The 14,582-nt window shown below is 55.9% G+C and carries 14 protein-coding genes; all 14 read left to right on the top strand.

Features of this window, described 5'->3' with window-relative positions; translation table 11 throughout:
- The first annotated feature begins 2 nt into the window (after nt 1–2).
- Nucleotides 3–785 carry a flagellar basal-body rod protein FlgG gene (flgG, locus tag PKY88_01310; GenBank protein ID HOQ03838.1) on the top strand — a complete coding sequence of 261 codons (783 nt, stop codon included), beginning with the start codon at nt 3–5 and terminating at the stop codon, nt 783–785.
- A 17-nt stretch (nt 786–802) separates the two neighbouring features.
- Nucleotides 803–1,774 (top strand): flagellar basal body P-ring formation chaperone FlgA, encoded by a 972-nt coding sequence (gene flgA, locus PKY88_01305; GenBank protein ID HOQ03837.1) that lies wholly within the window; start codon nt 803–805, stop codon nt 1,772–1,774.
- Nucleotides 1,771–2,403 (top strand): flagellar basal body L-ring protein FlgH, encoded by a 633-nt coding sequence (locus tag PKY88_01300; protein HOQ03836.1) that lies wholly within the window; start codon nt 1,771–1,773, stop codon nt 2,401–2,403. The genes flgA and PKY88_01300 overlap by 4 nt, the downstream gene beginning before the upstream one ends.
- 14 nt (nt 2,404–2,417) lie before the next feature.
- On the top strand, nt 2,418–3,548 hold the full coding sequence (locus tag PKY88_01295) for a flagellar basal body P-ring protein FlgI (GenBank protein HOQ03835.1): 1,131 nt from the start codon (nt 2,418–2,420) through the stop codon (nt 3,546–3,548).
- Complete coding sequence (locus PKY88_01290; protein HOQ03834.1) at nt 3,545–3,943, top strand: hypothetical protein; 399 nt, start codon at nt 3,545–3,547, stop codon at nt 3,941–3,943. Before PKY88_01295 ends, PKY88_01290 begins: the two co-directional genes overlap by 4 nt.
- A complete protein-coding gene (locus PKY88_01285; GenBank protein ID HOQ03833.1) occupies nt 3,940–4,449 on the top strand; it encodes a flagellar protein FlgN in 510 nt (169 codons plus the stop codon). The genes PKY88_01290 and PKY88_01285 overlap by 4 nt, the downstream gene beginning before the upstream one ends.
- A gap of 28 nt (nt 4,450–4,477) precedes the next feature.
- Nucleotides 4,478–6,505, top strand: coding sequence for a flagellar hook-associated protein FlgK (flgK, locus tag PKY88_01280; GenBank protein HOQ03832.1), 2,028 nt, complete (start codon nt 4,478–4,480; stop codon nt 6,503–6,505).
- Nucleotides 6,506–6,569: 64 nt separating this feature from the next.
- Complete coding sequence (flgL, locus tag PKY88_01275) at nt 6,570–7,757, top strand: flagellar hook-associated protein FlgL (protein HOQ03831.1); 1,188 nt, start codon at nt 6,570–6,572, stop codon at nt 7,755–7,757.
- 20 nt (nt 7,758–7,777) lie between these two features.
- Entirely contained in the window at nt 7,778–9,214 is a 1,437-nt protein-coding gene (locus PKY88_01270; protein HOQ03830.1) for a glycosyltransferase, read from the top strand.
- Nucleotides 9,215–9,368: 154 nt separating this feature from the next.
- On the top strand, nt 9,369–11,057 hold the full coding sequence (locus PKY88_01265) for a hypothetical protein (protein ID HOQ03829.1): 1,689 nt from the start codon (nt 9,369–9,371) through the stop codon (nt 11,055–11,057).
- Complete coding sequence (locus tag PKY88_01260; GenBank protein HOQ03828.1) at nt 11,021–11,923, top strand: hypothetical protein; 903 nt, start codon at nt 11,021–11,023, stop codon at nt 11,921–11,923. The genes PKY88_01265 and PKY88_01260 overlap by 37 nt, the downstream gene beginning before the upstream one ends.
- A gap of 4 nt (nt 11,924–11,927) precedes the next feature.
- The gene (locus PKY88_01255) at nt 11,928–13,586 is read left to right on the top strand and encodes a glycosyltransferase (protein ID HOQ03827.1); all 1,659 of its coding nucleotides are present in this window, start codon (nt 11,928–11,930) and stop codon (nt 13,584–13,586) included.
- The gene (locus PKY88_01250) at nt 13,577–14,206 is read left to right on the top strand and encodes a tetratricopeptide repeat protein (GenBank protein ID HOQ03826.1); all 630 of its coding nucleotides are present in this window, start codon (nt 13,577–13,579) and stop codon (nt 14,204–14,206) included. The genes PKY88_01255 and PKY88_01250 overlap by 10 nt, the downstream gene beginning before the upstream one ends.
- Nucleotides 14,203–14,550, top strand: coding sequence for a hypothetical protein (locus tag PKY88_01245; protein ID HOQ03825.1), 348 nt, complete (start codon nt 14,203–14,205; stop codon nt 14,548–14,550). Before PKY88_01250 ends, PKY88_01245 begins: the two co-directional genes overlap by 4 nt.
- Nucleotides 14,551–14,582 lie beyond the last annotated feature (32 nt).

Raw genomic sequence — 14,582 nt, 5'->3', positions numbered from 1 at the left:
TTATGCTGCGTGCTTTTTCAACGGCGGCCACGGGAATGGATGCTCAGCAGACAATGGTGGACATCATTGCCCATAACCTGGCCAACGTCAATACGAACGGATTCAAGCGGTCGTGTGTGAATTTTCAGGATTTGCTGTATTTGAAGATGCGGCAGGCCGACCGGGAAGTGACTTCCGGCGTGACTGCACCGAGCGGTCTGGAGGTCGGCAGCGGCGTCAAGATTGCCTCCACCAGCCGTGTTTTTACCCCCGGTTCGCTGGAGAATACGGGCAATGAGCTGGATATGGCGATTCAGGGAGAGGGATTTTTCCAGGTGACGTTGCCGAACGGAGAACTGCGGTACACGCGGGATGGAGCCTTTCAGAAGGATGCCAACGGCTATCTGGTGACGGCCAACGGGTATCAGCTCAGCCCGGGCATTACCATTCCGACGGATGCAATGGCGGTGGACATCGGCACGGACGGAACGGTGACCGTGCAGACGCCCTCCGGCGTGCAGGTGGTCGGGATGATTGAGTTGTATCGATTTCCGAACCCGGCGGGCCTGAGTGCGGAAGGAGACAACCTGTACCGGGAAACGGAGGCCAGCGGGGCGGCGGTGGCCGGTCAGGCCGGTCAGAACGGCTACGGAACGATTCTTTCGATGTATCTGGAAAAGTCCAATGTGGAAATGGTGCAGGAGCTGGTGAATCTGATTACGGCGCAGCGCGGGTATGAAATCAACTCCCGGTGCATTCGCACAGGGGACAATATGCTTCAGCAGCTGAGCCAGCTGATCCGGTAGTCAAAATAGGTGAACAAATGAAGCTTTGGATGCTTTTGAACGGGGTGTTGCTGTGCACGGCGGTTTCTCAGGACGCCGGTTTGGAGATTTATCTGCCTCGAGCCGCTCAGGTTGAAACAGAGGTTATCGAATTAGGACAAATCGGTCTGCTGCAGGGGTCACAGGACCTGGCGGCCGCTGTTCGAAAGATTTCGCTGGGGCGTTTTTCGATGCCGGGCCAGCAGATTACGCTGGACCAGCAGACCATTCGCAGCTGTCTGGCGGCAGGCGGAGTCTCTCCGGAGAAGATTCGCCTGATGGGGGCGGAACGAGTTGTGGTGAGCCGAAAGGGTCAGGAACTGAGCGGTGCATCGCTGTTGGAAACAGCCCGGGCGTATCTTCAGTCGCAGCTGGCCGGACAGGATGCCGTGATTGGGGAAGCGGCGACAGTGCTGTCCGGCCGTGTGTTGGAGGCCGGCAAATCCTGTGAGGTGGTGCCGCTCTTGGGAAGCGACCGGACGCCGGGTCGGCGGACCGTGATTTTGTCCTTTCGTGAAAATGGGCAGGAAATCAGCCGTGTTCTGATTCCATTTGAGGTTCGCTTTCGCAGCCGTCAGGTCGTTGCCGCGTCGGATATTGCGGTCGGCCAGGTGATTTCTCCGCAGGCGGTTCGTTTGGAAACAGCGGAGACCCCGGAGCCGCAGACGGTGGAATTGGCCGAGGTGGTTGGGATGACGGCCCGACGGGCCATTTCAGCCGGAACGGTGATTCGTCCCCAATGGCTTCAGAAGCCCGCACCGCCGATTCTTGTTCAGCGACGCCAAAAGGTTGTGCTGAAAATTGATACAGGTCTGATGCAGATTACCGCCGGCGGCGAGGCCCTCGATGAAGGTGCGGAAGGCCAGATAATCCGGGTCAAGCGAGGGCAACGTCCGGATGAACGGATTGTGCTGGGCCGTGTGATGGCGGACGGCACAGTTCAGCCTTTATGGGAAAAGGAGAACAAATGAAGAGAGACTGGTTTGAACATGCCCGGTACTGCGGATTCGTCCTGATGGTGCTTCTCTTGTCTTCCGGCTCGCTTCAGGCAGGTTCGATTTGGGCCAAACGGACAACCGCCGCCAAGCCGATGTATGCGGATGACAAGGCCAATCAGATTGGAGATGTCCTGACGATTATTATCAGCGAAATTCACAAGGTGGACAACAAGGTCAAGCAGGATTTGAGCCGTACCAGCGATCGGAGTTTTGATTTGGGCGGGGATGATATCTCAGTCGGCCATATCCTTCCGAACGTCAGCAAGGTTAAGGTGGATGTCGATTCAAGCAAAAGTCTGAGCGGAAAGTCGGACTACAAGGACGAACGGAAAATCGAAGACCGAATTACCGTCGTCGTGATGGATATTCACCCGAACGGCAATCTGGTGGTGATGGGCACGCGGACGCGGGAGTTAAACGGCGACACCCAGACGATTCAGGTGAGCGGGATTGTTCGTCCGCGCGATATCAGTTTTGACAATACGATTCGCAGTGAACAGGTGGCGAATTTTCAGATGATTGCCGTCAATGAAGGGGTCACAAAGGATTTTACCAAACCCGGCTGGCTGGGGAAATTTCTCGATAAAATCTGGCCGTTCTAAAGAGGACAATGAGAATGAAGACCGTCAGCAGAATACAGAAATCGGCCGCTGCCCTCCTTTGCCTGGCAGGATGGGCGACTGTCGGTTTTGCAGCCCGCGTCGCTGACATTGTGCAGGTGCACGGGATTCGTGGAAACCCGCTGTTCGGAACGGGATTGGTTGTCGGCCTGAACGGAACCGGCGACGGGTCGCTGCCCAGTGCTCAAATGCTCACCAGTCTTCTCCAGCGGGAAGGGCAGGTGAGTTTGTCTCCGGAGATGCTTCGGTCGGAGAATATCGCCCTTGTGATGGTTACGGCGGAACTGGGGCCGTGGGACCGGGAAGGTTCTCTTATTGATATTAACATCTCCGCTTTGGGTGCCGCCAAGAGTCTGCAGGGCGGGACACTGCTGGCGACGGAACTGAAAGGACTGGACGGCGAAGTCTATGCTGTGGCGCGGGTGGCGTCGGTCTCAACCAGTTCGTGGACCGTGGAAGGCAAGACCGGCAGCAAGGTCGCCAAAAATCATCCCACAGTCGGGCGGATTCCGAACGGTGCCTATGTGGAGCGGGCGGAGACATCCCGATTTGTTCAATTGATCGGCAATCAGCGGTATATCACGCTGTCGCTGCGGCATCACAACTTTACGACGGCAGAGCGGATTCGGGCGGCCATTGACCGGCTGTATCCGGAGTCTGCTTTTGCGGAGGACCCCGGGACGATACGGGTGCGGATTCCCGATACGGTAGCGGATGCCGATATCCTGAAATTTGTGGATTCGCTGCTGCAGTTGGAGGTGGAGGTGGATTTGCCGGGGATTGTCGTGATCAATGAACGGACGGGAACGATTGTCGTCGGCGGAACGGTGAGTATTTCTGAGACAGCCGTTGCGCAGGGTGACCTGGTGGTCAAAATCAAAGAGCAGCAGTACGTATCCCAGCCGACAACGCCGTTTACGGAGTCGGCTACGACCGCCGTCATTGACGATACTGCACTCTCGGTAGAGGAACGGCAGGGGTATCTCATTTCGGTTCCCCGAACGGTAACGGTGGAGGAGCTGGCTCGGGCCTTGAATGCCATCGGGGCTTCACCGCGGGATTTGATATCCATTTTTGACGCCTTGAACCGAGCCGGAGCCCTGCAGGCCAAGCTGGAGATGATGTGATGCCGATAGAGTTTCCATCTGATTCTCTGATTCCTCCTGTGCCTTTGCCTTCGTTGACGGCTGTCGAGCGTCTGGGAGCAGGGCAGGAGTCGGTCGGTCGAACCAAAGAGCTGGAGGAAACGGCCAAACAGTTTGAAGGGATACTCCTCCAGCAGGTTTTTAAACAGATGAAAGAGGCCACAGAATCCCTTGAAGTCAATGACGAGGAGGAAGGAGAGGAGACCGGATTCAGAGAACAAATTCAAAGTATGTTCTGGATGTTTCTGGGAGAGCAGGTTTCGCGGGAAGGCGGCGTGGGGCTGTGGAAAGAAATGGTTCAGCAGTGGATGAGAGAAGAATCTTTTAGGGATGCGGCCGACTCGGCGGGTCCGGCCGGATTGGATGAGCGATTATGAAGCCGATCAGCCGACAGCAGGTTGATGAACTTCTGGTCTATCTGGACTGCCAGGCGCTGGCACTGGAGCGGGTATTGGTCTTCCTGGATGAGTTTCGCCGGGCTCTGATTCGGCGGGACACCGGGGCTCTCGAGCGGATGCGGGAGCAGCTGGACGAGGAAGGACGGATCGGTTCCGAAATGGAAACCCGCCGTCGGCATTTGATGGAGCAGTTCGCCGCGGCGATGGGCTGCCGGGTTGAACAGGTGTGTCTGTCGGAGATTTGCCGACGATGTGAGCCTATGCAGCAGGTGCCGCTGCGGGAGCGGCAGGAACGCCTGAAGGAACTGACGGCTCGTCTTCGTCGGCAGCATCTGGCGACGGAGCTTCTGGTTCGTGAATGCGCGCGGCTGAATCGGCGGCTGCTGGAAGTTCTCACGGGGCAGCCGGCGGGGGGAGGACTGTATGATGCGCACGGCCGTGTCGGTGGAATGAACTCAACCGGGCTGGTCAAGATGAAAGGATAGAGAAAGACAGCAGGAAGGAACGCGGACGATGGCCGGTTATGATATAGGGATGAGCGGAATCAGCGCAGCGCAAAAGGCGCTGAATGTCATCGGCAACAATCTGGCGAACGCCGCCACGCCGGGCTATCACCGCCAGCAGGTGGATTTGCGGCCGGCTCGGGATTCCTATATGAACGGCGTGATGACCGGACAGGGGGTGGATTTTGCCGGTATCCGGCGCAAAATGGATGAATTTCTGGAGGCGCAGCTGCTTCAGTACAACTCCACTTTATCCTCACTGTCCCGAAAACTGGATGGTCTGAGGGTGGTGGAAAGTGCGATGGGGGAGCTGTCGCTGAGCAGCATCAGTGAAAGTCTGGATAATTTTTATGCCTCTCTTTATAACCTGTCTCTTCGGCCGCAGGATGTCAACTATCAGACCTCCGTGCTGGCATCGGCGGAGACACTAACCAGTCAATTCCGAAACCTCGCCTCCATTGTCAACAGTCTTCAGGATTCTCTTTATACAGAGGGTCAGGAGGTTGTCTCGAAGATTAATCAGCTGGCAGAACAGATTGCTCAGATGAATCAGGAGATTTTTTCTCTTCAGGTTCAAGGGCAGGAGTGCGGAAATCTGATGGACCAGCGGGACCTGCTGATTGGGCAGATGGGAGAATATGTGACGGTTCGAACCACCACCCGTGATTATGGGGTGGTGGATGTAGCGGTGGCGGATACTCCGATTGTCATTGGTTCAAATGTCTGTGCGATTCGGCTTGGTTTGGTGGAGGAGGGGGGGCAGACCCTGCTGGGAATTGCTGCGGCCGGCACGGAGCAGTACGAAACCGTTTTGCAATCGGGGACATTGGGGGCTATTTTTGAGCTGCGGAATGAAACACTGGCGGATTTTATGGAGAAGCTGGATACGCTGGCGGTGACGCTGATTTCGGAAATCAACCGCCTGCATGTCCAGGGCATCGGTTCGAGCGGCTCGTTTACGAGTCTGACGGGCTGGACGATGACGGAAAGCAGTGTCGCGGAATTTGTGCCGCCGGTGACGTCGGGGACAATTTATGTTCGGGTGATTGACCCGGACGGTGTTTCCACTCGCTATACAGTCACGGTGGATGAAACCAGCACATTGGAAAGCGTGGCAGCGGACCTGGCGTCGATTCCGGGACTGGATGAGGCAACGGGTTTGTATGCAGGGCGTCTTCAGATTGTGGCCAATACCGGCTATAAATTCGATTTTCTTCCGGGGGTTTTAACGGCGCCGACGTCGACCGTTCCTCCTGTTTTGGCGGGCGCCGGCCCGGGTGACGACCAGAAACCGCCGACGATTGCCATCTCCGGTCAATATACCGGTACCGTCAATCAGACGTACACCTGCACCGTCCACACCAATCCGCCCGGTCAGACGCTGGCGATTGGAAACGGAACAATGTCGCTGGAAGTTCGGGACGGCTCAGGCAGTGTCGTAGCGACGGTTCAGCTGGGGCAGGAGTATGTTCCGGGGACGGCCATTCCGCTGGAGCAGGGAATTTCCATTACGCTGGGAACAAACGGGTCCAGCCCGGGGTATTTAAACGACGGTGACGTCATTAACATTGAAGCCCTGGCCAATTCGGATACATCGGGTTTTCTGGCGGCCGTGGGCATCAACTGTTTCTTCAGCGGGCGGGACGCCTCCTCGATTGATGTGACGGATGATATTCGCTCGGACGCCTCTCGAATTGCCGTTTCGACCGGCGTAGAAGGTACGGACAACCGGAACTGCCTGGCAATGGCAAGTCTGGGAGACCAAACCCTGACGGCACTGAACGGAATGACGACCAAGGAATATTATCGGCAGCTGGCGGTGGATGTCGGACAGAAGATTTCCGTTCTGGATATGCAGCAAAGCAATACACAGGAAATTCTGCGAAGTCTGGAGGAGCAGCGCGACAATATCAGCAGTGTGGATGTCAATGAACAGGCCGGGTTGATGGTTATCTATGAACGGATGTTTCAGGCCATGGCCAAATATCTGAATTCCGTGAACGACTCCATTGACACGATTATGACTATTTTGTCCTGAAAACGCCTTCGGTTCAGAGGTGCGGTTCGAAGAATTTTGTGAAGGAATCAAGCGAGGATAAGCGATGAGTTATTCCTTGGAATCTATATTTAAGGCCACCTACTGGGCCATCAGCCGCCATTCGGGGGCCCTGAGTGTTCTTCAGCAGAAGGCGGCCACGGGGCAGGACCTTAACCGGGTTTCGGATGATCCGAGCCGCGGAAACCAGATCCTCGGTTTCCAGACGGATAAGCGAGAAAAAGAGGTTTATTTAAAAACGATGGAGGAGGCTATCAGCATTTTGGATTTAAGTTCATCTGTTGTTCAGAGCATTATGAGTGAATTGGCGAATGCCCGGGCTTCGATGGCATCTACGATGTCCGGCACAACGAGTACCCAGGTGCGGCGTACGTTGGCGACGGAACTGAATAATGCGCTGGAACAAATTGTTTCATTTGCCAATTCTGAGCGGCTTGGCCAGTATTTGTTTGCCGGAGCGAAATCGGAACAAGCACCTTATCAGGTTGAACGGGACAGCAATGGGCAGATTGTCCGCGTGACCTATCAGGGCAGTCAGCAGGAACAGAATGTCGAAATTATTGAGGGAATGGAGATTTCGGCTCTGCTGGTCGGAGATCGGCTGTTTCGGGATGATACCCGTCAGACTCCGGTTTTTTACGGGTCAACCGGTGCCGCCGCCGGCACCGGCACCTCGAGTGTTCGGGGAGATGTTTATTTGACTGTAGCCGGCAGTCCGGGCAATTACCAATTGTCGATTGACGGCGGAGCCAGCTGGGTAACGGTGGACGGGACGGAAACCAATGCAGCCGTCGTCCATTCCGAGACGGGGGAAGTCCTCTATGTGGATGCCACCGGAATTAAACAGACCGGCACGGAGCCGATTCGTGTTCCCGGAACGTATGATATTTTTAATATTTTGATTTACGCCAGAGATTTGCTGAACAATACGCAGAATCTGGATGACAAAACGCTGGACAGTCTGATGGGCGCGACTCTGGCGTCCATGCAGGAGGTTGAACAGAAACTGGTGCGGTCGTTTCCGATTATCGGAGGCCGCATTGAAACGCTCAGCAATCTGAAAGACAGTATGGAGGATATGAAAGTCAATTCAGAAGACGAGGTCAGCCGTCTGCTGGATGCGGATATCACACAATTGTCTATTGATTTGGCGCGTCATCAGCTGCTCTATGAGATGTCGCTGACGGCGGCGTCAAAGATTTTTTCAACCTCTCTGCTGGATTTTCTTCAATAGAAGGACATGAAATGACAGGAATGGCTTCTCCAACGCAGCTGTATCAGCAGGCCGTTCAGTCGGCTAAAGACGGACGAATTGATTCGGCTCGGCGTCAAATTGGGGAGTTTTTGAAGGCACGCCCGACCTACGGGCCCGGCTGGCATCTGGCGGGACGGCTGGCGATGCAGCAGGGAGATTTCCGGGGGGCCGTTCGGTGCTTTCAGCGATGCCTTTCTTTGCTGGATGGACCCAAGGAAGCTCCGGCGGATTTGGCTGCGGCTTGGCTGAAGCTGAACCGTCCTGATGAGGCAGTCCGGCTTTTTCGGATGATGCGGAATGAGGGCTGCTGGAATGACTCCCTGGTGCTGGAAGCTGCCGGTTGTTTCCTCCGCCGGCAGGAGCCGGCCTCCGCAATGGAGGTCTTTCAGATGGGGCGGGCGGTTTCGAAAACTCCTTCTGTTTTTGATGAGCCGATTGAGCAGTTAAAAGTTCATCGTCCGAAAATTGCCTTTTTCTGCGGGGCCGATGGAGATACGTTTTTGAAGCCGATTTTGTCCTACCTGCAGCAGCGCTACCCGGTTCGCGTGTTCAGCGGCAGCCGGTCCGATGAAATCCGGTCGCTGATGAACTGGAGTGATATTTCCTGGTTCGAGTGGGCGAGCAATCTGGCCCAGATCGGCACAAACTTTCCAAAGACCTGCCGCATTATCGTTCGACTTCATCGGTATGAAGCCTATTTGCCCTGGCCGAAGCAGATTCATTGGCCGAATGTGGATGTGCTGGTCACGGTAGGCAATTCCTATGTACTCCGGGCCCTGGAACATTGGGTGCCGGATATTCGTAAGCAGACAGCAATTGTCCGGATTCCAAACGGGGTGGATGTGGATAAGATTCCGTTCATTCGGCGGGAAAAAGGGAAAAATATAGCTTTTATTGCCAACCTTCGCTTGGTAAAGAATCCGATGTTTTTGCTCCAGTGTATGTATGAATTGCACCAGATTGACCCGGAATATCATCTCCACATTGCCGGCAAGTTGGATGATTTGCTTTTGAAGCAGTATCTGGAGCATCAAGTCCGAATTCTGGGGCTCGAGGAGGTTGTTCATTTTCACGGCTGGGTGGAAGATATAGATTCCTGGCTTGCGGATAAGCATTATTTAGTGTCTGCCAGTGTTATTGAAAGCCAGGGAATGGGGATACTCGAGGCAATGGCGGCAGGACTAAAGCCGGTTATCCATCATTTTCCGGGTGCGGAGGAAATCTACGGGCAGGAGTACCTGTTTACAACTCCTGAAGAGTTTTGCGGGCAGATATTATCGGACCTATATGAGCCGAATGCTTATCGAGAGTTTGTGGAGAGGCGATATCCTTTAAGTCGTACTCTGCGGCTTGTAGATGAGCTTTTGGCTTCTTTTGAGAATCAGCCGTTCAAAGCAGCGGCAAGGCAGACGGAAGCTTCAACTGCCTGCGTCTGAGGGGGGGTGTTTGAACTTTTGACATTTCTTAATTTTACGCGGCAGGATTTGGTCTTTTCTCTCTCAAAAATGCGATTTTGACTTTAAGGCATAGAATTTGCACAAGAAAAGGAGGAACACTGCGGACCCAAAAATCAATTAAGGGAGTTGAACAATGGCGGGAATGGATAGAAAAGTGCTGATGCAGGCGACGGAATTGGCGGAAGGGGGACGATATGAGCAGGCCTTAGGGCTTTTGGAGGGGTATTTGAGAGAGAACCCCAATGACCCCGAGGCCCTGAATGATGCCGGTACAATTCTGTACTGTCTTCATCGGGGGCGGGAGGCCATCGAGCATTTCCAAAAAGCCCGTTTGCACAGTCAGGGAGAGATGCTCACCCAGGTTCTTTTTAACCTTTGTGAAGCATATTTGGCGGAGCGTCAGCCGGAACAGGCGGTCGGACTGCTGGACGAGATGGCGGACCGGGAAATCCTGAATGTAGATACGCTGAATCGAATCGCCAATTGTTTTGTGGAAAAGCATGCATTTGGGCCGGCGATTGAAATGCTGCTGTATTCGCTGCGGCTGGCGCCGAATCAGGAAATCCTGCGTCCGATGATTGAGATTATCCGCAGCAAACGGACGGCGGTTTTTCTCTATGCAGAGCAGGAACGTCGTCTGGAGGGGCTCAAGGACTATCTTGGACTGCGCTATCCGATCCGTTTGATTGTGGGGGGACAGCCGCCGGCGGTGCCGGATGAAGTTTATGTGCGGAGCATTCCGATTTTTGTGGGCATCGGCCGAGCCCTGCTGGAAGGACGCGATCCGCATGCTCCTGCCATTCTTTTCCTGGACTATGAAGACCTGAATCACCCCGCTCTGGAACAGATTGACTGGATGGGAATCCGGGCTTTGTTTGTTCCTTCCCAGGCGGCGGCAGAACAGATTCGCCTGCGTTTGGGGACCCTTCCTTCGTCTATGCAGGTTTTGTCCATGGGGCCGAGCGTGGATCCCGAAACGATTGGTTTTACAGAGCGGCGAAAAGGCAAGCGGCTGGCGGCCATAGGACCCTGGACGGCGCATCAGAATCCGATGTTTCTGCTGCAATGTATGCAGAAGCTGCATTATCTGGATGCCGATATGCGGCTGTATCTGGCCGGCGAGTTTGAAGATGAGACGATTCGTGCCTATGTGGAATCGATGATTGAAACGATGGGGCTGGACAATGCGGTGATTCTGGATGGGGTTCCCCGCAGCTGGGCACGGTGGCTGAAGGACAAGCACTATATTCTTTCCACGGCGGTGGACGGGCGGGCGATGCCGGGGGTTCTGCAGGCGATGGCGGCGGGGCTTCGTCCGGTTGTGCATCAGTTCCCGGGCGTCTGCGAGTTTGTGGAAAAGGAGTTTGTGTTTGTGCTGGCGGAGGATTTCTGCCGACAGATTCTTGAAGGGGCGTATGAGCCGCGGCGGTACCGGGAGTGGGTCGTCAACCGCTGCTGTCCGGTTCAGGTTTATCTGCCGCTGGTTCGAGTCCTTTCGGAGATAGAACATCAGATTTCGCTTCGTTCCGGCGGGGTTCCGTATGAATCTCAGCCGTCTGTTGAACCGGCGGCAAGTGTTCAAAGTCCTTCTGTCATCAGCGGTTCTGTTCCCTCGGGGGCTTCTTTCGAACCGAGGCCGCAGGAGCCGGCGCCTGCCAAATCTTCCTCTGTTTCGGCGTCGGACTCTATTGAGGAGCTGGCCAGGAAGGCCCTCGAGGCGGCTCAGCGGCTCTCAGCCATTTCAGGAACAGCCGCGGGACCGGCGGAAGCAGGAACGGTTTGTTCTTGTTCGGGAAGGAGTCCGTCCGCCGTCCCTTTTTGACGGAGGATTCCGCTCCGTTGTCCGGTGAGCCGACTCAGCCGATTTTGTCAGACGGCACCGGAACCAAACGGATGAAGGTTCTGCTTGTTCCGCCGGCCGGTTTGCTGCCGGCGCTGTGGGCTCAGCCGGCTGTTCGGATTTATGCACAAGCTGCCGCATCGGAACAGGAGATTACAATCTGTCATGAATATGCAGATTTATACATCGGGCATCCCGGCGTGCACGGGTTGGCTTATGGAGATGCCGGGGAGCTGAAGGAATCCTTTGACAAAGTGATTTACCTGCGGGGAGCTCCGCAGAAAGGAGCCGGTATGGACTGGATGTTTGATGCGGCGGGACAACTGGGAGTTCGCCTGGAACAGCAGCAGACACCTCAAATTATCTTAAACAGTTTTGATTTTGTCCGCACGCAGCGATTCGGTCTGTCAAAACTGGCTCATCCGCGAATTGCCCTGGCACCGATTTCGACGGATTCGTCCAGCTGGCTGTCCGTTCAGTCGGCGGAACTGAGCCGCCAGCTGAAAGAGAAATGGGGTGCGGGGCTTCTGTATGTGGGAGGAGGAGGCGGTGCAGCGGCGCAGGAGGCCAAAGACCTTCGCGGGAAGCTGACGGCTCGAGAAATCGCGACGGTTCTTCGGCAGTGTGATTTGCTCATCAGTGAGGATGAGGAAATTGCGGCCCTGGCGGCTGCCATTCAGCTGCCGGTGGTCTATCTGGGCAGGAATTCGTGGGATTGCTGGCCGATGAAAAAAGGAGCCGCTGTTGTTTCTGTCTGTCCGGTCAAGCCGGAGGACGTTTTGGAGGCCGTTGAACGATTGACTATTTCATGGGCAACCCCGAAGACCACAGAGAAATCGGATTCGTGAGAGGATGACATTTCGACGTCCCCAACATGGTCCGCTGGTCAGTATCCTGATCAGTACATACAACCGGCCGCAATACCTGGCCGAGGCGCTCGAAAGTATTTTCAGGCAGACCTGGCCGCATCTGCAGGTGGTGCTGGTCCGGGACGGCGGGGCGGATGTCGAGGAGGTGGTGCGTCGATTTGATGACCGGCGGCTGACCTTTATCAATCGCTCGGAGAATCGAGGACTTCCCTATTCGTTTAACGAGGCCCTGGCTCATGCCCGCGGCGAGTACATTTGTTATTTGGGGGATGATGACAAGTTTTATCCGCATCACGTTCAGCGGCTGGTCGAAGCGATCGAGAGCCAGGACCGCTGCGGCGCTGTTTACAGCGATTTGTATAAGGTGCACTGCCGGGTCAAGCCGGACGGGCGGCGGATTGCGCTGGCAAAAAATCTGGAAATCTCGCGGGACTTCGACCGGATGCTGATGCTTCAGTTTAATCACGTCCTGCATGTGAGTGTGATGCATCGAAAAGACCTGCTGGAGCGGGCGGGAGGATACAACGAAAACCTGAATGTGCTGATTGACTGGGATTTGAATCGCAAACTGTGTTTTTATACGGATTTTCTGCACGTCCCCCAGATTACGGGGGAATATTACGGGCCGGTTGGGGAGTGCGACCGGATTTCCGTTCAGCGCCGAAAGAATGTCCAGGACTATTTGCGGAATGTGCTGACTATCCGCACGACTCGTCCGCCCAAACCCTGGCCGTGTGTGGAGGATTTGTCGGTTTTGGTTCTGGCTGAACGTGCGGATGCCTTGCTGGAGCAAACGCTTCGTGATTTGTGGTCCCATACCTTTTATCCGCAGCAGATTTATGTGGCGCTCGGTCCGGAGCAGGCGTCCGGATGGCGGCCGGCGGTGCCGAATGTGGTTGTGGTGCCGGCGGAGCCGGCTTCTTCCCTTGAAAAGCGTGTGGACCGAATGCTGGCGGTCTGTGAAGGGGCCTATACCGCGCTGGTGCCGACGGGACTGGCGGCGGAGATGGATGAGGCGGCCTGGCTGGAGCGGTCGCTTTGTCCGCTGCTGGAGTGCCGGCAGCCCTATCAGGCCTTTGAGCTGGTCGAAGCGACGGAAACGTGCTGGGGAGCGGTTTTCCGAACAGAGGAACTCCGGCGGGTGCGCCGGCAGTATGGACATCTGCCGCTGCGGGCGTCTTTGCAGGCGGGGGGTTTTTCCGTTCGAAAGCCGAAGTTTGAAGAATATCCGTTTCGATTTGACCATTTTCTGGCGGCGGCTGAACAGGTTCAGCAGGAGGGAGATTGGGGATATGCCGCCCAGATTTATGCGTATCTGGCGGAGCATTTCGGCAACGGGTTGTGGATGCGGACGCGTCAGGCCCACGCGCTGATTCAGGCGGGACGCTGCGGAGAGGCCCTGCAGGTGCTGGAGCCGGTGCTGTCCGTTCGGCCGACCGTGTCCGGCCTGATGCTTGCGGCCCGCATCTATCAGAAGCAGAAAAACTACCGTCGGGCGATTGAGTTTTATGAGCAGGCCCGAAGGATTGTCGAGGGAACGGAGGTGCAGAGGAGGTGGACTCCTCCGATTCGACGAAAGGCAGTCAAACCGGCAGCAGACGAGCCGGAGATGTCAACTGAGGAGAGCCGAGTATGGACTTAGCGGGTGCATTGCACAATCCCGATCAGGGATGGATGCAGCGGTATGAGATTGTTAAGGAACTGGGGGACTGCTATGCCTCCGTGGGCGAATATGAAAGTGCCCGCCGATGCTATGAGCAGGCCTCCTGGCTGGAACCGGATGAGGCGGGGCCGTATGTGGGCACCGGCGTCATCGAACTGCAGCAGGGACGGCTGGAGGATGCGGAACTGGCCTTTCGGGTGGCGCTGCGGCTGGACGGATGCAACAGCCGGGCCTGGGCGGGGCTGGCCATGATTGCCCAGCAGTGCGGACGGCTGCAGCAGGCCTTTGATTATTATCTGAAAAGTCTGGAACTGGACAACAATCATCTGACGGCCCTTCTGGGACTCTTTCAGGTGTCTTGCCAGATGGGGACCTTCCGGCAGGTGATTCATTATCTGCAGGTGTATCTGCAGATGCATCCGGCGGATACGTCGGTGATGTTTTGTCTGGCGGCTTTGTACGCCAAGGAAGGTCAGATTCGGCAGTCGCAGGACCTGCTGAAGGATATTCTGGCGCTGGAGCCGGGGCATCAGGATGCCCGCCAGCTGCTGGAGGAACTGGAACACAAGGCCCTACAGAAAGGCAGGAACGAAGTATGACCAAGGCGATGGGATGTGCACCGGCCCGAACAGAGGAGCCGGCAGGACAGGACGAACAGATGCTGGCTTATTTGACCGACCTGCTGGAGCGGCAGCTGGAGAAACTGCGCAAGTATGACCTGGACGGGGCAGTTCGGCTGGCGGAGGAATCTCAGCCGATCTCCGCACAGATTGCCCGACAGAAGATTTTGGAGCGTCCCTGCTATGCCGGGCAGAAGAAGAAGATTCAGGGGCTTTATCAGGACATCTGTCTGGTCATTGCCGCCGAACGGCAGGAGGTGGCGGAAAAACTGCGGCAGATTCGGGAGGGATTGAAAGCGCTCGGCGCCTATGCCGGCCGGTGAGGGTTTGGAGATGCCTGTTTTTTGACGGGGTC

The organism is Anaerohalosphaeraceae bacterium, from assembly GCA_035378985.1.
GTDB lineage: Bacteria > Planctomycetota > Phycisphaerae > Sedimentisphaerales > Anaerohalosphaeraceae > JAHDQI01.
This window is presented reverse-complemented; position numbering and strand designations above follow the sequence as displayed.

What these genes read in the sequence shown, in the direction of transcription:
- flgG (HOQ03838.1), top strand. Translation starts at nt 3, where the DNA reads ATGCTGCGTGCTTTTTCAACGGCGGCCACGGGAATGGATGCTCAGCAG.
- flgA (HOQ03837.1), top strand. Translation starts at nt 803, where the DNA reads ATGAAGCTTTGGATGCTTTTGAACGGGGTGTTGCTGTGCACGGCGGTT.
- PKY88_01300 (HOQ03836.1), top strand. Translation starts at nt 1,771, where the DNA reads ATGAAGAGAGACTGGTTTGAACATGCCCGGTACTGCGGATTCGTCCTG.
- PKY88_01295 (HOQ03835.1), top strand. Translation starts at nt 2,418, where the DNA reads ATGAAGACCGTCAGCAGAATACAGAAATCGGCCGCTGCCCTCCTTTGC.
- PKY88_01285 (HOQ03833.1), top strand. Translation starts at nt 3,940, where the DNA reads ATGAAGCCGATCAGCCGACAGCAGGTTGATGAACTTCTGGTCTATCTG.
- flgK (HOQ03832.1), top strand. Translation starts at nt 4,478, where the DNA reads ATGGCCGGTTATGATATAGGGATGAGCGGAATCAGCGCAGCGCAAAAG.
- flgL (HOQ03831.1), top strand. Translation starts at nt 6,570, where the DNA reads ATGAGTTATTCCTTGGAATCTATATTTAAGGCCACCTACTGGGCCATC.
- PKY88_01270 (HOQ03830.1), top strand. Translation starts at nt 7,778, where the DNA reads ATGGCTTCTCCAACGCAGCTGTATCAGCAGGCCGTTCAGTCGGCTAAA.
- PKY88_01265 (HOQ03829.1), top strand. Translation starts at nt 9,369, where the DNA reads ATGGCGGGAATGGATAGAAAAGTGCTGATGCAGGCGACGGAATTGGCG.
- PKY88_01255 (HOQ03827.1), top strand. Translation starts at nt 11,928, where the DNA reads ATGACATTTCGACGTCCCCAACATGGTCCGCTGGTCAGTATCCTGATC.
- PKY88_01250 (HOQ03826.1), top strand. Translation starts at nt 13,577, where the DNA reads ATGGACTTAGCGGGTGCATTGCACAATCCCGATCAGGGATGGATGCAG.
- PKY88_01245 (HOQ03825.1), top strand. Translation starts at nt 14,203, where the DNA reads ATGACCAAGGCGATGGGATGTGCACCGGCCCGAACAGAGGAGCCGGCA.